Genomic DNA, 20,620 nt, shown 5'->3' with positions numbered 1-20,620 from the left:
CCGCCCGTCGTCCGCGAGCGCGCCGAGCCGCTGCAGCAGCTCGCAGGCCTGCGCATAGGCTGCCGCAGGCGGCACGTCGAGCCAGTCCAGCTCGGCGGGATCCTGGACGCCCCAGGCTGCCAGCTCCAGCGCAAGCGGGGCCAGATCCGCCTCCATCAGCTCCGGCGTGGCGAAAGGCGGCAGATGGCGATGCGCCTCCTCTCCCCACAGCCGCCAGCAGGCTCCCGGCGCGGTGCGGCCTGCGCGGCCGCGCCGCTGATCGGCGGAGGCGCGCGATACCGGCTCCGTCTCCAGCCGCGTCATCCCGGTGCGCGGCGAAAACTTCGGCACTCGCGCAAGGCCCGCGTCCACCACCGCGCGCACGCCGGCGACGGTCAAGCTGGACTCGGCGATGCCGGTCGCCAGCACGACCTTGCGGCTGCCCGGCGGGCATGGCGCGACAGCCTCGTCCTGCTCGCGCAGCGGCATGCTCCCATGCAGCTGGCGAAGCGCCGTGCCGTCAGGCAGACCGAGCCGCCGCAGCGCATCTCCCGTCCGCCGGATCTCGGCCATGCCCGGCAGGAAGACGAGCACGTCGCCTTCCTGCTGACGCAATGCCTCCAGGACGGCTGCGGCAGCATCCTGCTCCAGCCTGGAGCCGCTTCCTCGCGGCCGGTAGAACGTCTCGACCGGATATTGCCGCCCTTCGCTGAGAATGACCGGCGCCCCTCCCAGAAGCTCCGACACCTTCCCTGCCGCAAGCGTCGCCGACATGACGAGCAGCCTCAGATCTTCCCTCAGCAGGGAAGCCGATTGCAGGCATAGAGCAAGACCGAGATCGCTGCTGAGATGCCGCTCATGGAACTCGTCGAAGATGACGGCCCCGTAAGCCTCGAGAGCCGGATCCTCCTGCAGCATGCGCGTCAGCACGCCTTCGGTCACGACCTCGATTCGCGTGCCTGGACCGACCTTCGTCTCCAGCCTGACCCGGTAGCCGACCGTCTCCCCCGCGCTCTCTCCGAGCGAGCGCGCCATGTACGCCGCAGCCGAGCGGGCAGCCAGCCTGCGCGGCTCCAGCATGAGAAGCTTGCGCCCTTCCAGCCAGCCGCTCTTCAGCAAGGCGAGCGGAACGCGGGTCGTCTTGCCCGCTCCCGGCTGGGCGACCAGCACGGCGCGCGTGCCGGAATCCAGCGCCTTCAGCAGCTCCGGCATGACTTCGTCTATGGGCAGTCTATCCACCTCTGCCATGGCATTCCCTCCGGTTTCTATCGATGTACGGACTCTACTCTACCACAACCGGCGCCTTCGGCGCCAAGCAGCCGGCTCGAACTTCTCTCCGCGATACGCGGCTGCTCCTGTAAACCGAGCATTTTGCGGATGTCAAGAAATCCCACCGTTCGCCGCACATGCCGCAGCGATTCCAGTCGGTGATTAAGAGCTTCGTTATGACGACCGGAAAAGCCGCCCCCAGCGGGACGGCTCCAAGTTCAAGACTTTCAACTTTCAGACTTTCAGACTTTCAGACTTTCAGACTTTCAGACTTTCAGACTTTCAGAACATCAAGACATAAACGCATCAAGATATCAAGATATCAAGGCTTCTTTAAGAATTCAAGAATTCAAACATTCAAAACACCCTGGCTTAACCATTTTTAAACTTTGAGATCGCCGTACCCGTTCGCTCGCCACAGCGTGTGCCGCTCAATTTTCAACTTTTGCCAACGCATTGTCCAACAGCTCTTGTCCTCGTTTCTGGATGTTCGCCGCTGCCTGCGAAGCGGTCTGGCTGCCCTGTACAGCGGCGGTGATTTCTTTGTTTTTCAGCTCTGCATAGGCATCGTCAAAATCCAGCATGCTGGTAGAATCCCAGCCTTTCGGAAGAGATGCGGCCTGCGGGTAAATGTAAGGCTTCAGCTCGAACAGCTTGTCCAACATCGAATCGCCCTTTAAGCCGGGATAGGAGGAGATCGGGACCGGCGGGTACCCCAGCTTGATTTTGGCCTTGGCAATATGCTCGCTGAGCATGAGCCGGATGAATAGCCCATGCCGCCTTCTTGTGGTCGGACGTTCGCGGTATCGACATGATTTGGCCGGTGCTGATGAAAGTGCTGCGGCTCCGGTCCCTGGACAACACCGGCGGCGTCACCTCTCCGGTCTCAAAGCCGTATTTCTGGCCGCCGTAATTTTCGAAGGTCATCGCCGCCAGCCCTTTGGCGAAATGCTCTCCCGCCTCGACCGCTTCCTTATCGTACACCTTGACCCCGTTCACGACCTTGGACCGGTCTTCCTCGAGAGCGAAGGATCCGCTTCGGTACAGCTGGACGATCTTGTCGAGGACCAAGGCCAGCTCGGGAGCATTCCATAACAGCCTGGTACCATCCGCGCTTATATCGGACATGCCTTCGCTTTGAAGGTAAGAGCCGACCAGACTGGAAGGCGTATTAAAGATTCCCATGTGCAAGCCGCTCACTGTCTTGCCCCCGGATTTCATGCCATTGAAGCGGCCAGCCAGCTCGTACACCTCTTCGATGCTCATTCCGTCCCGAGGGGATTCGACTCCTGCCTTTGCGAACAGCTCCTTGTTGTAGCGAAGAACGCTGAATGTAACATCCGGCGAGAGTCCAAGCAGCTTGCCGCCTCCCTTCGCGCTCAGCATCTCGGGCATTCCGTCGTACAGGTCTTCCTTGCGGAGGCCGGACGCTTTCATGTAGGGAGCCAGATCCTCCAGCAGCTGCTTGTCGCCCAGCTGGGAATAAAAGTGATCCCATATGAGGAGAAGATCCGGCTTCTGCTCCTTCACGACCTGTTCGTACATCTCGGGCGTTACGGACCGCGTGTAATCGGGGTTCATCTCCACCAGCTCGATAGACAGGCCCGGATACGCCGCTTCGATGTAATCGCGGTACATCGTGTCGAATTGACTTTTGCTGTCGGCGACGATTTTGATGCTCTGGGATGTCGACAAGCCTGCAGTGGAGCTGCATCCAGCTATGACGCTGGAGCCGATCAAAGCGGCAATCAAGGAAGGGACCGCTAAAAAGCGTTTAGTCCTTGCCACGCGCGATCCCCTCCCTGAACAAATTCTTTTCCAGAGCCAGCAGATTCCTCGCGAGTACGTTATCAATCAGTCCCAGCGCGTCCTCGGAGGAAAGCTCGCCCTTTGCCCAGCGCTTCATCTGCTGCCCGTCCTCGGCCGATAGAATGCCCAGGTAGTCGGCGCCTTCGTAAATAGGCAGACTGTTCTCGTTCAGCTTTTTTGAACCGCTCTCCATATAAAACGCCCTCCAGCGTTCCTCCGGCTGAGTCTTCATCGCTTCCTCGAATACCGGCAAGTCCATCCGATTGTCGGCATCCTTATCCGTTTTGGACAAGAACAGCGCCGCCTTCACCAGCTCCCAAGCGGCGTCCTTGTTCACGCTTTTGGCATTAATGACGTAGATCTGGCTCATGTCCAGCAGGTCGGACGCGTTGACGGCGTTGATATGGAGTTCATAGGAAACGGTTTTCCAGTTCCGTTTGACAGGTTCGCTCTTGTTCCCGGCAACGGCAGGGCGCTCGGCCTCCGTTGAAGCGAGCTCCCTATAGAAGGACGTATCGCCGAACCGCATCGCCGCTTTCCCGCCGCCGAACAAGTCGTTCTGCACGACCTCGCTCATCGGAATGCCTTTCCTGCCGCTAAAATCCAAATCCGGAGAAGGAGCGATCCATCCTTCGCGGAAGCCCTCTGCAACCTGGTCGAACAGCGTGATCCACCCTTTGCCGGACAAAGCCGAGTATGAGGTCTGGAGCATGGGATCGCCTCCATAGAGCTGAAGGCCGCTTGCCTGACCAAGCCTCAGCGCCGTCTCGGCCGGATTGCCGCTATCCCTCGATTCCGTGACGAGTCCCGTCGTCCCGGTCCCCTCGAAACGCTTGGCGATGTCGAGAATTTCCTGCACCGTCGCTCCTTCCCTTGGAAGCTCCACTCCGTTCTTGGCGAACAGCTCCGGATTGACGAACAGCGCGCTGGAGCTGAATTCCCCCGCCAGCCCTTGAAGCTCTCCGCCTCCGATGGCCTTCAGAGCGTCCAGCACAGGCGCGTGCATATCGCTCAGATCAAGCTTGTCTTTGAGGATATAGGGCTCCAAAGGGACCACTCTCCCTTCCGCAGCCAGTTCCCTGTAAATGGCGGTCGGAACGACCAGCACATCCTCTCCTCTATCAAGGGCGTTCCGGTAGTCTGCCAAGCTCCTGCCCTTGCCGTCCCACTGACCGCTCATGCTTATGTCAACCGATGGATGCCGGATGATGAATTGGCGCTTCAGCGTTTCCGAATTCATGCTGCCGCCGCCAAACACCTTCAAGGTAAACTCCTTGTCCCCGAAGGCGTCGCCCGACAGCGCGCCGATCCCCTCCGCTTGCAGCGGCTGCCGGGACTCTCCGAATCTCCACAAGCCGACCATGAGCACAGCCGCAGCCGCCAGCGGCAGCACCCTCAGCCAGACCTTCCTGCTCTTCTTTTTCTCCATCGCGACCCGCTCCCTCACTTTGCGCTCAAGTTCCGAGGTGAACCCGTTCGCGACCGGCAAGGAGCCGGACAGCCGCTTCTCCCATTCGTTCATATCCACTCGCCCCCCACATTCAGAGCTTCGCTTGCCGTTACTTTGCGGTTCATGGCCGCCCGCGCCCGGTGAAGCCGTGATTTGACGGTTCCTTTGGCGACTCCGAGCAGCCCCGCCGTTTCTTCCATGGACATGCCGTAATGGCAGGTCAGAAGCAGCACCTCCCGCAGCTTCAGCGGAAGAGCGAGCACCGCCAGCCATACTTCCTCGTTTTGCAGCCGCTTGAAAAGCTCCTTTTCCGCCGATGGATGATGGCCGCCTGGCAGAAACTCCAGCAGCATGACCCTGCGGACCCAGGAGGAGCGCAGCTGGTCGAGCGCCGCATGCCGGGTAATCGTCAGAATCCACGTCTTGACCGAGCTCTGTCCCCTGAACTCGGGAAGCTTCTCGTACACTTTGAGAAAGACGTCTTGAGCGATATCGTCTGCCGAATCCCGGTTCCGCGTCAGCATGAGAGCGAAATTCCATACGTCCCTGCCGTAGGCCTTCATGAGCTGATCGAGGACGGAGCCGCGGTCGTAATCCGCCGCCGTGTATTGCAAATAATCGAAATCCAATGGGTTCACCTCGGTAAGTGGACGAGAAAGGAAAGGATAAGTTCCCTTTATTTTCTACTTCCACTATCATACCGGATGCGGGAGAAAAGGGGAGGAAAATGAAACAGGCTCCTTTCCGTAGGGGAAAGAAGCCTTTTGTCTGAACAACAGCTTGCAAATCTGGCCTTTTCAGCAACACGTCTCCCTATGAGGATGCTTCTTTCCTTCAGATTGAGCCGAGTCGGTTCTGCAGCCGGATTCAGTCGAACCAGCCCTTGCGCTTGAACCAGGCGAACATGCAGAGGGCGATCAGCCCCATCGCTCCAAGCACGACGAAATAGCCCACCCTGGTTTCGAGCTCCGGCATGTTGATGAAATTCATCCCGTACACTCCCGCGATGAAGGTCAGCGGCATGAAGATCGTCGTGATGACCGTGAGCGTCTTCATGATCCCGTTCATGCGGTTGGAGTTGTAGCTCATGAAGCTGTCGCGCAGATCGGCCGTCATCTCGCGGCAGGCTTCCAGCGTCTCGGCCTGCTTCAGCAGATGGTCGTAGATATCCAGATAGAACGCTTTGAAGTCCTTGAAGCTCGGGAGAGCTTCCGTGGAGGTGAGGCGGTAGAGCAGGTCCCTCATCGGCACGATCGTCTTGCGCAGCTTCAGCAGCTTGGCCCGTATCGTGAAAATCTCGTCCATGCCGGATTGCTTCAAGTAGCCGGAGCTGTTGAGATCGGCGTCAAGCAGCTGGTCTTCAATGCCGTATACGGCGGGAAAATAACGGTCGACCAGCTTGTCCGTCACGCTGTAGGCTGCCATCAGATGGCCTTTTCCGGGATGCTTCGGATGTACGGCGAGCGTCTCCCATGCCTCGTCGACTTCTTGCGATTGGGCGAAATGGAAGGTCACCGCAAAGTTCGATCCGAGAAACAGATTCACCTCATCGACATGCAGCGTCTCCGGAATCAGCGCATGCATGACAAAAAAGTGGACATCCTCGTAGTGGTCCACTTTGGGCCTTTGCAGCAGGTGGAGGCAATCCTCGATCGCCAGAGGGTGGAAGTGGAAGCGTTCGTCCAGCAAGGAAATCTCCTCCGCGTTCGGCCGGTCCATGTCCACCCAGTACCAGACGGCCTCCATCGCGTCAAGGTCGTTCAGGCCGATATTCTTATGCAATTTTTTTGCGACATCCATCGCCATGACTCGAATCATCTCTGTATTCCTTTCTATGCGAATCCCGCTTCGGGATCGATGCCTCCGTCTCCGGTCACGGCTGCCGTCTATCCCCGGCCGGCCTCCAGGATCAGCCGTTCCCGTTTCCGCTGCAGAGCGGACAGTTCCGACTCCTGACGAGTCCGGTCCCCGTCAAGCGAACGGTACAGGGCGCGGGTTTCGCCGAGCAGCTCGCGGGTATTTTCCCTGGAAGCCGCAATCTTGCTCTGCACGAACCAGTCCATCAGAAATCCGTCCAGCAAATAATCGCCCAGCCTGGCGCCGCTGCCGACCGGAATTCGGTACGCTTCTTCGCGCCCGAGATCCTTCAGCTCGGATTCCAGCCTTCTGGCCGCGCTGCGGGCCGCCCCGAGCGCTTCCTGGGCTTCGTCCATCCTCCGATGCTTGATATGCGTGGATATCATGCCTCCTCCAAGCATATCGTAGGTGCCCCAGTTGGAAGCCGACTCGAGGCTCGAGAGCGCCTGCCCCAGCTTGCCGTTCAGATCGGAGCAGGCCGAACAGGCTTCCCGAAGCTCCGACAGCAGGCTCGTTTTCCCGGCCAGCTCCGCATCCAGCCTGTCCAGCTCCTCCTTGACCTGCGGCAGGCGCAGCCGGACCAGCTCCTCCTTCTTTTGCTTCAGGACGGGAAGCATGCGGGTTGGGCCGATGTGCTCCGCCAGCCTTACGCCGACTTCCGAAAGCTCTGTTTGCAACCTGTCCAGCTGCTCCTTCGCTTCCTTCAAGCGGAACAGGGCCTCGGCCGCCTCCTGCCGCTCCAGCTCCAGCTGCTCTTCAAGCCCTCCCGTCAGCTTCAGCCATAACGCGCTCCAGCCAAGGCGGGACAGCTGCTCCACATCCTCATGCTCTTTGCGGCTGACATCCTCCAGCTCGAAAATCTTGCGCTCCATAGCGAAAATATCCTGGCGCAGCTTGTCCCTGCGCCTCTCGTTGAAGGCCAGCATGGCTTCGGCGTGCTCCGCTTCCTCCAGCTGCATCGTCAAGCTGCGGAGCTCGCTGTCCGTTCCCGCCTCAGGCAGGCTGTTAGGATCTGCGCTCTTATCGGTCATTGTTCCCGCTTCCCCCTCCGGCATTCCCGCCTTGTCCGCCTGATCGCCCCCAGGCCGTTACGGCTAAGAATGAATGTTTCTATGAATGGCATTGTCCTGATTCCCTATGTACGCGAGACTATGCTCCCTATCTCCCTTTTCTTGCACGGCGGATTTCATTCCTTACCATTTGTGCGGCCTCCGCAGCTAATGCTATTATACCAAGCATAATCGGAATTGGCCGCCTTAATTGACGGCACAAGCCATCAAGGCAAGGAGAAGTGAAAGATATGGCTGTCACAATCGGAAGATTCGCTCCGACCCCGTCGGGACTCATGCATCTTGGCAATGCAAGGACCGCGCTCCTGGCATGGCTGCAAATAAGAGCCGCAGGAGGAACGTTCATCCTGCGGATGGAGGATATCGACGGCCCCCGCTCCAGATCCGAATACGCGGAAGCAGCGCTCGCGGATCTGCGCTGGCTCGGCATCGACTGGGACGAAGGCCCGGACATCGGCGGCGCCCGCGGCCCGTACACGCAGAGCGAGCGGCTTCCTCTCTATCGGGAAGCTCTGGACAGGCTGGCGGCTCAGGGAAGGCTCTACCCTTGCTTTTGCAGCCGCGCGGAGCTCGCCGCCGTCGCCAGCGCCCCTCATGGCCTCTCGTCGGAAGGCCCCGCCTATCCGGGAACATGCAGGCATCTTGGCGAGACGGAGAGGCAGGAGCGCGGCAAGGCCAAAGAGCCCTCGCTGCGGCTGGCCGTCGATTCTGCGCGTGTCGTATCCTTCGACGACTTGGCCGCCGGACATCAGCATACGGCGCCGGGCGCAGGAGGCGACTTTGTCGTCCGGCGGGCGGACGGCATCTTCAGCTACCAGCTGGCCGTAACGGTGGACGATGCCCTGATGGGCGTGACGGATGTGCTGCGCGGCAGCGATCTGCTGGACTCCACTCCCCGCCAGCTGCTGCTCTATGAAGCGCTCGGCTTCGCCCCTCCCCGGTTCGCCCATGTTCCGCTGCTGATGGGACCGGACGGCAAGCGGCTGGCCAAGCGCCATGGCGGCATCTCCCTGTCCGCCATCCGGGAAACGGGCGCCCGGCCGGAAGCGGCCGTCGGCCTGCTCGCCTACTGGAGCGGCCTGCTTGACCGCCCGGAAGCCGTCGCTGCCCGCGAGCTGGCGCCGGCCTTCCGCCTGGAGCATGTCCCCGCGGCGCCTGTTGTCGTGCGCGAGGAGGACTTGCGGCTGATTGCAATTCCGTAACTGTACTTGCGGTCTCATGACTCTGCATAAGGATGAAGGAACCAACCATGCGGCGAATCGTTCGCTAAGCCTGCTCCGGAAGCTCCACAGGCAGGACGACAGCCCCTTTTTCAAACCGCTTCCGCAGAGCCTGCCGCCAATCCGATCCGAGAGCTTCCACGGCAAGCACCCGCTCCGCCTTGGCGCTCCAGTCCGGAGAACGGTCGTAGAAAACATCGAACGCTTCCTTCACCGTCACCTGCAGCGGATGCCGCTGCAGCTCGACCGCGTTGCCGGCCTCGACCGCGCCTTCTTCCAGCACCCGCAGGTAATACCCCCCATACCCGGTTTCCTTCACCCATAGAGGAAGCTTGGGCTGCTTCAGCCACGCTCCCAGCTTGTAGCAGGGCTGGCGGGGCTCCGTCACCTCCAGCAGGGCGGCTCCGATGCGCAGCTTGTCCCCGATGCACACGATTTCTTCATGCAGGCCGGCCACGGTCAAATTCTCTCCGAACAGTCCCGGCCTGCGTTCGATTCCGAGCTTCTCTTCCCAATACGGATAACGGTCGGCCGAGAACATGAGCACCGCCTTGTCCGGACCTCCGTGGACGGAAGGCTCCGCCTGGGAGTCGCCGTCGACTTGGCGGAAGCGAACCGTCACCGGGCCGGAGCGCGGCGTCTTGTTGATGGCGGATAAGACCGAGCGCCCTTTGAAATCGAGACGCTGCGGCCGGCCTGTCTGGATGGAGATGAGATATCCCGCCTCGTGCTCTTTTTCCATGCCGCTTCCTCCTTCCCAAAAGGGAGTTGTATATCGCTGGACGGACGTGCCTGCTCCAAACCGAATGATATTACCCCTGAAAGTCAGGGTCCAATCGGCCTCCTCCGCCTCAGCGGTTCGACAGCAGCCGGCGGATGCCTCCAGACAGCCGCAGCGAATTGGCGACGACGGTCACCGAGCTGAGCGCCATCGCGGCGCCGGCCATCCACGGCTCCAGCAGGCCGAGCGCAGCCACGGGGACCATGACGGCATTGTAGAGAAACGCGAACGCCAGATTCTGCCGGATATTGCGCACCGTCAGCCGGCTGACTCCGATGGCGTCCCGAATGCCGGTCAAACTCGGCCTCAGCAGCGTAATATGCCCGGCGTCAAGAGCGGCGTCCGTGCCGTCGCCCATGGCGAATCCGGCGTCGGAGGCTGCCAGGGCCGGAGCATCGTTCCAGCCGTCGCCCGCCATGGCCACGACGCGTCCCTGCTTCTGGAGCGAGCGGATCAGCTCCAGCTTGCCTTCCGGAAGCATGCCGGACTTCACCTTGCGGATGCCGGCTTCGCGCGCGGCGGCGGCGGCGGGACCCGGGCTGTCTCCGGTAGCGAGCACCAGCTCCAGACCTTCCTGCCGCAGCGCTTCGACGGCACGCGCCGAGGATGGACGGAGCCGGTCGCCGAGCGCGATGGCCCCGATGCATGCGCCGTCCAGCGAGACGAACAGCACCGTCTCTCCGGACTCCTCGCGCGCCTGGGCGAACGAGGCGGCTTCCCCCATGCCCTTCCATCGCTCCTGCGCTGCGAGCTGCCTGCCCCCGATGGCGGCCCGTCCTTCCGAACATGTCGCCGCCGCCCCGAACCCGGGCCATTCGAGAGCCTGCTCCACGGCCGGAATGACGATCCCCCGCTTGCGCGCTTCCCCGCGGATGGATAGGGCATAAGGATGCCGCGAGTCTCCTTCTGCCGCGGCGGCCAGGCGCAGCACGGCAGCCGGGCCGAATCCGGAAGCGGGAGCGTGGACGGCCGTCACGCCGGGACGCCCTTCCGTAAGCGTGCCGGTCTTGTCCAGCAGGACGGTATCCAGCTGGGCCAGCCGTTCCAGCGCTCCCGCCTCCTTCAGCACGATCCCTTGGCGGGCCAGCTTGCCGGATGCGATGACCAGAGAGATCGGCGTCGCGAGTCCAAGCGCGCAAGGACAGGCTACGAGCAGCACCGACAGCGAGCTCAGCATCGCGCTGCGCAGGCTGTCGCTGCTTCCGGAGAGAAGCCAGCCTGCGAACGTGAGCGCGGCAAGCAGAAGCATGACGGGAACGAACCGGGCCGACCAGGCGTCCACCTTCTTCTGAATTCCCGTCTTCGCTGCCTGGGCTTGGCGGAGCAGCGCGCCGATCCGGCTGAGCATCGTGCCTTCTCCGGTCTTCTCCGTCCGGATCCGCAGCGTATCGCCGCGATTGAACGTGCCTGCCCATACGAGGCTTCCCGGAAGCTTGGGCACCGGGCGGCTCTCCCCCGTGAGCAGCGACTCGTCCGCTTCCGATTGGCCGCCGGTTACGATGCCGTCCACCGGAATCAATTCGCCGGGACCGACAAGCACGATATCCCCGTCGCGGACGCTTTCGGCCGGAATGCGGCTGATTTCATCCGCTCTTTGGACCGTAACGTCCCGCGAGGCCAGCTTGGCATATCCGTCGCTTTCGCGAAGCGCCCTGGCGCTGGAGCGGGATTCCATGTATTTGCCCAACAGCACCGCCGTAATGACGATGGCCCCGGTGTCGAAGTAAACGGGCAGCAGGGCTCCATGCCCTCCGCCTGAGCTGGCAGCGCCATGGATTCCCTGGCTAAAGACGATATAGTGGCTGTACAGATACGCCGACGACGTCCCGATCACGACCAGAACGTCCATATTGGCCGTCCGTTCGCGGAGCGCGCTCCAGGCGTTGAGGTAAAAAGGAAGCCCGATCCATAGCTGGATGATGGTCGCCAAAGCAAGCTGGACCCATGCATGGCTCACCAGCGCCGGAACCGGAACGCCTTTCAGCCAGCTGTAATGCGATACCATCGCCCATAAGAGCGGAATGGACAGCAGCAGCGACAGCACCGAGCGGTTCCGCAATTCGGTCATTTCCTTCATATGGCTTGTCCGGTCGCCCGGCTCGGATGTTGCGAAGCCAAGCTGGCGGACTCTTTCTTTGATGGCATCCGGCTGCTGCCTGCCGGCCTCATACCGGATCCAGGCCATCCGGGATGCATAGCTGACGGAAGCTTCCGTCACTCCTTCCATCTTGGCCAGCGCCCGCTCGATCCTTGCCGCGCAGGCGGTGCAGCTCATGCCCTGGATGCCGAGGTCCAGCGCAGCCGTCGTTAATTCGTTCATCCCGGCGCTCCTCCCTTGCCGATAGCTAGATTCATAGAACCGTCCCTATCAACTATATGGCTGCCGCCGGTCCTTCATTCCATTCCGATTCAGTATTTGCGAGGCTGCTGCCGATATAGGTTCTAGCTCTGCTTGCGAATTCCATGCAGAAGTCCATATACGCGCCCCCATTCAACCCGGATGAGCGAGCCTCGAGGAGTAAGACAATGAACGAACAGCTTCCCTATTCCAATCAAGTGCTGACGATCGCCACCACCCGCAGACAATACGCGGCTGCGATTTCGGCGACTTTGCTGCTGCTTCTCATCTCGACGGCAGCACTTCCCTTCGGCGACCTCTCCTTGTCGGTCGTCAAGCCCTTCCTGCCCGCCTTCATCGCCTGGTTCCTGTTCGGAGACCTGCTCACCGCCCATCTGCTCTACAGCCAGTACAGGGCCATCGGCAACCTCTCGATTCTTATTCTGGCCTGCACGTACCTGTTCACGGCCCTCATCATGATTCCCTATATCCTGACCTATCCCGGCGTCTTCACGGAAAAGGGAATGCTGTCCGCCGGTTCCCAGACTTCTTCCTGGCTGTGGGTATGCTGGCATGCAGGCTTTCCTGCCGGCATCATCTCCTATCTGCTCGCCGACCGCTGGGAGAAGCGGCCCGTCGAATTCAGCCGCAATGCGCTGTGGGCTTTCATGCTGACCTGCGGCATTCTCATCCTCGTCGCGGCCGCCGCTGTCGTAACGACATCAGCCCATGACAGCCTGCCGGTGCTCGTGGAGCAGGACAAGTTCAATCATCTCACGAACGCTGTCATCAAGCCGCTCATGCTCGGGCTGAACTTCGTCGCTCTGGTCATGCTCGTAGGGATGAAAAAAGGAAAAACCGTCCTCAGCCTCTGGCTGAGCGTCGCCCTCCTGGCGTTTCTGATGGACATCGTCGTCTCCTTGCCCGCCGGCTCCAGGTATACGTTCGGCTGGTACATGTCCAGATTCAACTCGCTCGTGTCCGCCTTCGTCCTCATTTGCGCCATCATCTACGAGGTCAACCGCCTCTATGTCCGGCTCGTCAAGCAGCAGAAGGACCTGGTCGAATCCCGGGAAGAGCTTCGCGCCATGAACGAGCAGCTGACGCAGCTCACCAACCTGGACGGACTGACGGGTATCTCGAACCGCCGCAGATTCGACGAGCTGCTCGAAGGCATGCTCGAGGAATCCAGCCTCAAGGGGCATCCGTTCTCGCTGCTGCTGCTGGATATCGATTTCTTCAAGCTGTACAACGACCGATACGGCCATCAGAAGGGAGATCTTGTCCTGAAGAAGGTCGCCCAGCTGATCGACGGCTGCCTCCAGGACGGCAAAGGTGTCGCCGCAAGGTACGGAGGCGAGGAATTCGCCGTCCTGCTTCCATTCGCCGACCGAGCGGAAGCTCTCGGCATGGCGCATGCGATTCTGGAGGCCATCCAGGCCGCGGATATCCCTCATGAAACGTCTCTCGCCGCTCCCCGCGTCACCGCAAGCATCGGTAGCTCCACGAACCAACGCGGAGAAGCTTGGAGCCGCGAGGAGATGATTTCCCGTGCGGACAGGGCCCTGTACAAATCCAAGGCCGCAGGCCGCAATCGCGCAGCCGCTGCGGAAGAGGAATGATACCAAAGAAAAAAAGGCCTTTCCCGGCGACCGGGAAAGGCCTTTTTCATCGGTTTCTATCCGCCTTGGACGATGCTTCCGTTCCAGGCCAGCATCCCGCCCTGCACGTTGACGACATCGTAGCCGAGCGCCTGCAAGTATTGACATGCCCGGCCGCTGCGTCCGCCGCTGCGGCAGATCAGCAGAAGCGGTCCTTCCCCGTCAAGCTCGCCGAGGCTGTCCGGCAGGCGGGAGAGCGCGACATGCCGCGCCTGCGGAATATGTCCCGCTTCCCATTCGTCATCCTCGCGCACATCGAACAGGCGCGGGGTTTCCCCCGTCTCCAGCAGATGCTGCAGTTCCTCCGTCGTGATCTCAGCGCTCATTCCGCTGTTCCCCTTCCAGTCTCGCTTGAATTTTGTCCTTGTAGTCGGCATAGGCCTGCAGGTGGTCCCATCCTCTCGACCCCGTGAGCGACTGCAGCCGCAGCCGCTTGGCGGAGAGCTCCTTCTGCAGGCTCGTCCGCTCCTCGTCGCTGCCGCACATCGCAAGCAGACTGCCGAGTGTCGCGATATCCTTGTTCAGCTGCACCTCTTCGGGCACGATGCCGGCATTTTTCAACATCCGATAGGCAGCTCGGAGCTCTTCCGGAACGTGGGAGAGGTCATCCAGGTCGAGAGGCTTGCCTAGCCCCTTGAGGTCGTCGAATTCGCCGTCCTTGATGGCGAGCTTGATCTTCTCGTCGGCCAGCCAGTGCAGGAAGCTCATCAGATCCTGACGGCCGTTCCGCTGCAGGTGACCATCAGCATGCCGTCGCGGACGACTTCGTAGTCGAGATCGACGCCTACGATGGCGTTGGCTCCGAGCCTCGCCGCCTGCTGGCGCATCTCCTCGATGGCGATGTCTCGCGCCTGCTTCAGCTTGCCCTCGTAGGCGCCGGAGCGCCCTCCCACGACATCGGTGATGGATGCGAGAAAATCCCGGACTACGTTCGCTCCCATGATGGCTTCTCCATTTACGATTCCGGTATATTCTTGAATCGGTCTTCCTTCAATCGTCGGTGTCGTCGTGATCAGCATATCGTCATCCCCTTATTCGGAATTAGGTGCTGCAAGCGGGCTCATAAGCCGGTCTCTTCCCATTTTACCCCTGCGAGGACGCCGCCGGCAACCGTTACCGACACCCTGACGGCTGCGGGCAGGCCGGGACGAGGCTGCAGGACGAGCTTGAAGCGGTACTCCTCCAGCTCCCCTCCCCGCTCGAAATGGCCTTCATACCGGTAGTCGGCAATGCCGGCGGCGTACTTCTCCCTGGTGCGCTCGACGGCGAGCCTGCCCCAGCGGGCATAGGCAGGCGGCGAATGGGAAGGCGTCAGCACGCCGGCAATTACGGCCGCAGACGACGGCTGGACGAAGGGATGCGCCTCCCTGGACGTCCCCTGGGATCGGGCGCATGCCGTCCCCTCTCCCGCCGCCGGCATCCAGGCCAGCGCCAGGATCGGGAATGCAAGGAGCAGCCGCCCGCCTGTCCGCTTCTGCTTATGTCGATCCCTTGGAATTCCCATGCTTGTATATCCTCCTTATGCGTCCGATGAAAAGCTCCTCCGTTAGTGTCGCCGCCGCCTGCATGCGATATCCAAAAAAAAGAATCCTGCCCATGGAAGGCAGGATTCGGGAGAAGCTTTATTCGGCCGCCGTCTCCAGCGAGCCGCTGCGCTGGCGCTTGGCGCGCCTGCGGTTCAGGAACTCGTAGACGACTGGAACGATGATCAGCGTCAGCAGCGTGGAGCTTGTCAGGCCGCCGATGACGGTGACGCCGAGCCCTTTGGAGATCAGCGCGCCGGATTCGAAGCCGAACGCCAGCGGCAGCAATGCTCCGACCGTAGCGATAGCGGTCATCAGAATCGGACGCAGCCTTGTTCCGCCTGCTTCAAGCAGCGCGTCGCGCACGCTCATTCCTTCGCGTTCCATATGGATGACGCGGTCGATCAGCACGATCGCATTGGTGACGACGATGCCGATCAGCATGAGCATGCCGATCAGCGCCGTGACGCTGATCGTTTCCTTGGCGACGAGCAGTCCCACCAAGGCGCCGATGACGGTGAACGGAAGCGAGAACAGAATCGTCAGCGGCGTCAGCGCGCCGCCGAATGTAATGACGAGGACGAGGTAGACGACGGCGACCGCAACGGCGATCGCAAGTCCGAGCTGCTTGAAGGATTCTCCGATGTCCTCGGTGACTCCGCCCATCTCGACGTCGACATTGGAAGGAAGCTTGAGCTCGTCGATGACCTTCTGCACATCCTTGGAAGCTTTGCTGATGTCGGATGAGGTGACATCGGCGGTGACGCTGGCGTAGATGCGGTCGCCTTTGCGGGTGACCGTATTCGGCGTGGTGCCTTCCTCGATCGTCGCGACGTCGCCGAGCCTGACGGCGCCTCCCAGCGGAGTCGGAATCAAGGCGTTTTCAAGCGCTGCTTTGTCCGCATAGGATTTGACCTCGGTTTTGACATGCACGTCGAGCTTCTCGCCATCCTTCTCGATGGTCGTCAAGACCGGCTGCTCGCGCACCGGACTGAGCGCCATCGCAAGCTGGCCGGCGGACAGGCCGTGCTGGCTCAGCTTCTTGGTATCGGCGGCGATGCGGTACTGCTCATACGTTTTCGATAGGCTCGTGTCCACGTTCGACAGGTTGGCGACCGACTTCAGCTTGTCGCTGATCTCGGTGACGACCGGCTCCAGCTCCTTCATGTCCGGTCCGTAGGCCGTGACCGTCAGGCTGCTGCCCCCGAGGCCGCCGCCTCCGAAGTCCTGCTGCTTCCACTCGCCTTTGCTCGTGTTTTTCTGCAGCAGCTCGACGACGGCTTTCTTTTCGTCCTCAAAATGCTTGAAGTCGCTGTTGTAGCGGATATTGAACAGCGCTTGCTTGGAAGCGCCCGGGCTGAACGGGTTGCTGCCGCCGATGGAATATTGGACGATCTCGACGCCTTCGCGGCCCATGATCTCCTTCTCCGCTGCCGTCGCGTACCCTTCCACATCCTCGGCCGTTTCTCCCGGAGCCGGATTGTAGGTAACGATCATGGAGTTGTCGCCGCCGCTCGAGATGAAGCTGACTCCGATAAGGGGCGTCAGGAACAAGCTGCCTACGAGAAGCAATACGGCAGCGCCGAACGACAGTCCTTTATGGTCCAGGCACCAGCGCAGGACACGCTTGTATCCGTTGGCCAGACGGCTCGGCTTGTCCTCATGCTTCGTGCCCTTGAGTCCATTGCGGAACATCATATGGGCCAGCATCGGAACGACGGTCACCGCGACGACCAGAGACGCGAGCAGAGAGAATACCATCGTAAGGGCGAACGGCAGGAAAATTTCGCCGATCATGCCCGATACGAATCCTAGCGGAAGGAAAACGGCGATCGTCACGATCGTGGACGCTGCGATCGGGACGAACATTTCCCGGGTCGCTGAGATGATCAGCTCCCGGCCGGTCAGCTTCTCGCTGGACATCGCCATCCGCCGGTATATGTTTTCGATGACGACGATGGAATCGTCCACGACCCGCCCGATCGCCACGGTCATGGCGCCGAGAGTCATGATGTTCAGCGTGATGTCGAACTCCTGCAGCACGAGCACGGCGATCAGCAGCGACAGCGGGATCGAGACGACCGAGATGATCGTCGAACGGATGTCGCGCAGGAAGAGCAGAATGATGAGGATCGCGAATGCCGCACCGAGAATGGCTTTCGTGAGCATCGTCTCCACCGAGTCCTTGATCGGCTTGCCCTGGTCGAGCGTTACCGTGGACGTGATTCCGTCGTATTTGGCCGTCAGCTCATCCATCTTGGATTTGACGGCATCCGTGACGTCGACCGTATTGGCATCGGCCGCTTTGACGATGGACACCCCGATGCTGTCCTTGCCGTTCGTCCGGGAAATGGAGTCGGCCTTGCCCGTAACGGCGACGTCGGCCACCTGGCTCAGCTTGACGGTCGGCAGCGTGATGCCGCCCGCCGCAGCCGCTCCGCCTTGGGAAGCTCCGGCGCCTAGGTCCGGTACGGCTTGGCCCGCGCCGCCGGCTGCGGCGCCAGCTCCTGCACCTGCACCGGCTCCTGCACCGGCTCCTGCACCGGCTGCCGAAGGAATCAACGGAATTTCGATGTTCAAGAGATCGTCCGCCGTCATGATCTGGCCGTCGACGACGATCGACTTCTCCGAGCTGCCGAAGGTGAAGATGCCGAGCGGAACGTTCACGGCAGCCGCTTTGATTGCATTCTGGACCGATTCCGGCGTCAGGCCGTACTTGGCCAGCTCCTCCGTTTTATAGCTGAGCTCCGCGTCTTCGACATGCTGGCCGGAGATTTGGACGGAGGCGACGCCTTCCAAGCCTTTGAGCTCCGGAACGATATCGTCCTCGACCGTTTTGGTCAGCGCGGCCAGATTTTCTTTGCTGCTCGAGATGCTGAGGGATGTCACAGGGAATGCATTGAGGCTCAGCCTCGATACGGAAGGATCCTGGACGCCGTCCTTGAGCTTCAGGCTGCCCAGAGCCTCGCGCACTTCCTGCTGCGCCTTCTCCATGTCTTTGCCGAAACCGTACTCGATGACGATGGAAGAAGCGTTCTCGTAGGAAGTGGAGCTGACCTCCTTCACTCCATCGAGATTGCGGGTCGCCTGCTCGACCGGTTTCGTAACGGATTCAAGCACTTCCTCCGGCGAGGCGCCCGGATAGACCGTCGTAACGCTGACGATCGGCACCGTAATGTCGGGCAGCGTCTCCATCTTCATGTTGGTCCCGGCGTAGACCCCGCCGAACACCACGATCAGCGTCATCAGCCACAGCGCGAATTTGTTGTTGATCGAAAATCGGATTATGCTCTTCAACCTGACTTCACTCCTCTATCGTATGATTTCTCTCTATGCGGTACAGCGGCAGCCAGCCGCGTTACGCCCTCAGCCTGTAGCCGATGCCCCACACCGTCTCGATGAATTTGGGCTCGGAGGGGACCTCCTCGATCTTCTCCCGCAGCCTGCGGACATGCACCGTCAAGGTGGCGATGTCCCCGATGGAGTCAAGGCCCCAGACTCTCTCGAACAGCTCCTCCTTGCCGAATACCCGGCCCGGATGGGAAGCGAGCAGCAGGAGCAGCTCATATTCCTTGTTCGTCAGAGCCGCCTCTTCTCCATTGACGAACACCTGGCGGGCGGACTTGTCGATGAGCAGCCCGCGGATGCGCAGCCTCTCTCCCTCGGCGGCCGTCGCCTTGCCGGTCAGCCGGTCGTAGCGGGACAGATGGGCCTGCACCCTTGCCACCATTTCGCCGGGGCTGAACGGCTTGGTCATATAATCGTCCGCTCCGAGCCCGAGGCCGCGGATTTTATCAATATCCTCTTTCTTGGCGGAAATCATGAGGATAGGGACATCCTTTTCCTTGCGCAGCCGGCGGCATATTTCGAACCCGTCCGCAAACGGAAGCATCAGGTCCAAAATGACGAGATCGTAGGGATGCTGGAGCGCGCGTGCGAGACCGGTGTCTCCCCGCTGCTCGATATCCGCCTCGAATCCGTGGCTCTCCAAATAATCGCGCTGCAATTCCGCAATGGAGCTTTCGTCTTCGATGATCAACACGCGTTTCATGGTTTCGCCTCCTTGGGACCGGCGGTTTCCAGAGGCAGCCGCATCATGAACGCCGCTCCTCCCTCCGCCCTGTTGCGCGCCGCTACGGAGCCTCCGTGTCCTTCTGCGATCTGCCTGACGATAGCGAGCCCGAGGCCGCTGCCGCCCGTTTCCGGATTGCGGGACATCTCCGCGCGGTAGAAGCGGTCGAACACGAAGGGCAGCGCCTCCTCGTCGATTCCGGGTCCGGTATCCTCGATAATGATTTCGGCAGCCTCAGCAGCCGCTTCGAGCCTCAAGACGACCTTTCGCTCATCCGAGCTTGCCAGCGACATGTACTTGGCGCTGTTGTCCAGCATATTGTCCAGCGCTCTGCCGAGCTTTTCCGGATCGGCCATCGCATGCATCGGACTGGGCCCGCCGCCGATATGGGCCGAGAGCAGGATGCCCGATTTCTCGAGCTCGAAGCTTTTTTCCTCCAGGTAATGCCGCAGAAAAGCCTTGAGGTCGATTCGCCGGAACAGAAATTCCTCCTTGTGCAGATCCAGCTTGGAGTAGAGGAAGAGCTCGTCGATCAGCCTGTCCATATCCTTCGCTTTGCGGAATACGGTCCGGAGATATCTCTCCTGCTTCTCCGGCGTGTCGGCGACTCCGTCGAGCATTCCCTCCACATACCCTCTGACGGCCGTAATCGGGGTCTTGAGATCATGGGAGATGTGGGACAGCAGCATCTTGCGGTTCTCCTCATACTGCTGCATCTGCTCGATCGTCAGCTTCAGGCGGCTTCGCATCTCCTCGAAAGCAGTCCCGACCTGGCCGATTTCGTTATTGCCGGACGGCAGCGGAACAGGCTCCAGATTACCTTCCTTGAGCGACAAAGCCGCATTTTTGAGCCGCGACAGCGGCCTGGTGATGGAGCGGGATACGATCAGCGCCATAAAGGCGCTCATCAGGCCGACGGCCAGCAGCAGCAGCATCGTGATCAGCGGCCTCAGATAGACCGGTATGGCTTCGCTGAGCCTGAACATCGCCGCCTTGCCGGGAGTTCCGTCCGGATAAGTGAACCCGGCATGGAACACTTCATAGCTGAAAGAACCGATCGTTAAAGGATCGCGAATATTGCCTTTCTGGCTGAGCAGCTTCTCCGGCTGCCCGCTGTCCAAGGCAAGCGACGAGGAATAAGCGATGGCTCCGTCCTTCTCCAGGACGAAGCCGCTGCGGACCTCGTTCATCCGGCTGTCGATCTGCTTGAGATAGGCATCGTCCAGCAGCTTGCCGGAATCATGCTGGAGCACATACCACAGCTCGCCGAACTGGACGGCTTGCCCGTACTCCTTGTCCCGGTTCTTTTCAAAGAAATCCCGCATATCCTGGTAGCCCATCATATACACCATGAATGACATGGCCGCAGTCACCAGCACGAGAGGAACGGCAGCCATGGCGATGTAGGACAGCAGCAGCTTGAAACGGATCGACATGGTGCTCCTCCCTCCGAGCGCCGTCTGCGGCAGCTTCAATGTCCATTCTAAAGGATAGATCTAAACCATTAGGGTACCATTTCTTACAAAATTATAAACTATGGCTTGGATACATCCCATTATGAACGAAGAATAGAACCGCAAAAAGCCGGGAG

Annotated in this window: 18 protein-coding genes; 2 read left to right on the top strand and 16 right to left on the bottom strand. The window is 60.7% G+C overall.

From position 1 onward, the window contains the following. The 7 genes from hrpB to PHU01S_RS15945 form a co-directional block, all read right to left on the bottom strand. Positions 1-1,227, bottom strand: a 1,227-nt coding sequence (gene hrpB, locus PHU01S_RS15970) for an ATP-dependent helicase HrpB (RefSeq protein ID WP_127508445.1), incomplete at its 3' end; no start/stop codon positions are given. 452 nt (positions 1,228-1,679) lie between these two features. Beyond that, positions 1,680-1,832, bottom strand: a complete 153-nt coding sequence (locus PHU01S_RS25840) for a hypothetical protein (protein WP_164763087.1) — start codon at positions 1,830-1,832, stop codon at positions 1,680-1,682. Next, positions 1,819-3,036 (bottom strand): ABC transporter substrate-binding protein, encoded by a 1,218-nt coding sequence (locus tag PHU01S_RS15965; protein WP_127508442.1) that lies wholly within the window; start codon positions 3,034-3,036, stop codon positions 1,819-1,821. Before PHU01S_RS15965 ends, PHU01S_RS25840 begins: the two co-directional genes overlap by 14 nt. Then, entirely contained in the window at positions 3,023-4,579 is a 1,557-nt protein-coding gene (locus tag PHU01S_RS15960; RefSeq protein WP_127508439.1) for an ABC transporter substrate-binding protein, read from the bottom strand. Before PHU01S_RS15960 ends, PHU01S_RS15965 begins: the two co-directional genes overlap by 14 nt. Beyond that, complete coding sequence (locus PHU01S_RS15955) at positions 4,576-5,145, bottom strand: RNA polymerase sigma factor (RefSeq protein WP_307721811.1); 570 nt, start codon at positions 5,143-5,145, stop codon at positions 4,576-4,578. Before PHU01S_RS15955 ends, PHU01S_RS15960 begins: the two co-directional genes overlap by 4 nt. Before the next feature lie 229 nt (positions 5,146-5,374). Further along, the gene (gene corA, locus PHU01S_RS15950) at positions 5,375-6,325 is read right to left on the bottom strand and encodes a magnesium/cobalt transporter CorA (protein WP_048749744.1); all 951 of its coding nucleotides are present in this window, start codon (positions 6,323-6,325) and stop codon (positions 5,375-5,377) included. A 68-nt stretch (positions 6,326-6,393) separates the two neighbouring features. Then, on the bottom strand, positions 6,394-7,395 hold the full coding sequence (locus PHU01S_RS15945) for a coiled-coil domain-containing protein (RefSeq protein WP_127508436.1): 1,002 nt from the start codon (positions 7,393-7,395) through the stop codon (positions 6,394-6,396). Between the two features lie 269 nt (positions 7,396-7,664). On the opposite strand from PHU01S_RS15945, the gene gluQRS reads away from it, so the two are divergent. After that, a complete protein-coding gene (gene gluQRS, locus PHU01S_RS15940) occupies positions 7,665-8,636 on the top strand; it encodes a tRNA glutamyl-Q(34) synthetase GluQRS (protein WP_048749740.1) in 972 nt (323 codons plus the stop codon). 64 nt (positions 8,637-8,700) lie between these two features. Here the strand turns inward: gluQRS and PHU01S_RS15935 are convergent, their stop codons facing one another. Beyond that, a complete protein-coding gene (locus PHU01S_RS15935; protein ID WP_048749738.1) occupies positions 8,701-9,396 on the bottom strand; it encodes an MOSC domain-containing protein in 696 nt (231 codons plus the stop codon). Between the two features lie 109 nt (positions 9,397-9,505). After that, positions 9,506-11,755 (bottom strand): heavy metal translocating P-type ATPase, encoded by a 2,250-nt coding sequence (locus tag PHU01S_RS15930; RefSeq protein WP_049867512.1) that lies wholly within the window; start codon positions 11,753-11,755, stop codon positions 9,506-9,508. Between the two features lie 206 nt (positions 11,756-11,961). Between PHU01S_RS15930 and PHU01S_RS15925 the strand changes: the two genes are divergently transcribed. Then, on the top strand, positions 11,962-13,395 hold the full coding sequence (locus PHU01S_RS15925; protein WP_164763086.1) for a sensor domain-containing diguanylate cyclase: 1,434 nt from the start codon (positions 11,962-11,964) through the stop codon (positions 13,393-13,395). Between the two features lie 56 nt (positions 13,396-13,451). Here PHU01S_RS15925 and PHU01S_RS15920 read toward each other — a convergent pair whose 3' ends face one another. The 7 genes from PHU01S_RS15920 to PHU01S_RS15890 all read right to left on the bottom strand — a co-directional run bounded on the left by PHU01S_RS15920 (position 13,452) and on the right by PHU01S_RS15890 (position 20,465). Further along, a complete protein-coding gene (locus PHU01S_RS15920; RefSeq protein ID WP_049867514.1) occupies positions 13,452-13,760 on the bottom strand; it encodes a rhodanese-like domain-containing protein in 309 nt (102 codons plus the stop codon). Continuing rightward, on the bottom strand, positions 13,750-14,142 hold the full coding sequence (locus PHU01S_RS15915) for a DnaJ family domain-containing protein (protein WP_048749978.1): 393 nt from the start codon (positions 14,140-14,142) through the stop codon (positions 13,750-13,752). The genes PHU01S_RS15920 and PHU01S_RS15915 overlap by 11 nt, the downstream gene beginning before the upstream one ends. Then, positions 14,142-14,453, bottom strand: coding sequence for a YbjQ family protein (locus PHU01S_RS15910; RefSeq protein ID WP_021880052.1), 312 nt, complete (start codon positions 14,451-14,453; stop codon positions 14,142-14,144). Before PHU01S_RS15910 ends, PHU01S_RS15915 begins: the two co-directional genes overlap by 1 nt. Positions 14,454-14,494: 41 nt before the next feature. Beyond that, entirely contained in the window at positions 14,495-14,938 is a 444-nt protein-coding gene (locus PHU01S_RS15905) for a DUF3889 domain-containing protein (RefSeq protein WP_049867515.1), read from the bottom strand. Between the two features lie 118 nt (positions 14,939-15,056). Beyond that, complete coding sequence (locus tag PHU01S_RS15900; RefSeq protein WP_127508430.1) at positions 15,057-18,254, bottom strand: efflux RND transporter permease subunit; 3,198 nt, start codon at positions 18,252-18,254, stop codon at positions 15,057-15,059. Between the two features lie 61 nt (positions 18,255-18,315). Next, complete coding sequence (locus tag PHU01S_RS15895) at positions 18,316-19,008, bottom strand: response regulator transcription factor (protein ID WP_021880049.1); 693 nt, start codon at positions 19,006-19,008, stop codon at positions 18,316-18,318. Then, complete coding sequence (locus PHU01S_RS15890) at positions 19,005-20,465, bottom strand: sensor histidine kinase (protein ID WP_048749787.1); 1,461 nt, start codon at positions 20,463-20,465, stop codon at positions 19,005-19,007. The genes PHU01S_RS15895 and PHU01S_RS15890 overlap by 4 nt, the downstream gene beginning before the upstream one ends. Positions 20,466-20,620: the final 155 nt, after the last annotated feature.

It is taken from the genome of Paenibacillus humicus NBRC 102415, assembly GCF_004000905.1.
GTDB lineage: Bacteria > Bacillota > Bacilli > Paenibacillales > Paenibacillaceae > Paenibacillus_O > Paenibacillus_O humicus.
The sequence above is the reverse complement of the archived record's forward strand: the minus strand, read 5'-3'. Positions and strand labels throughout refer to the sequence as shown.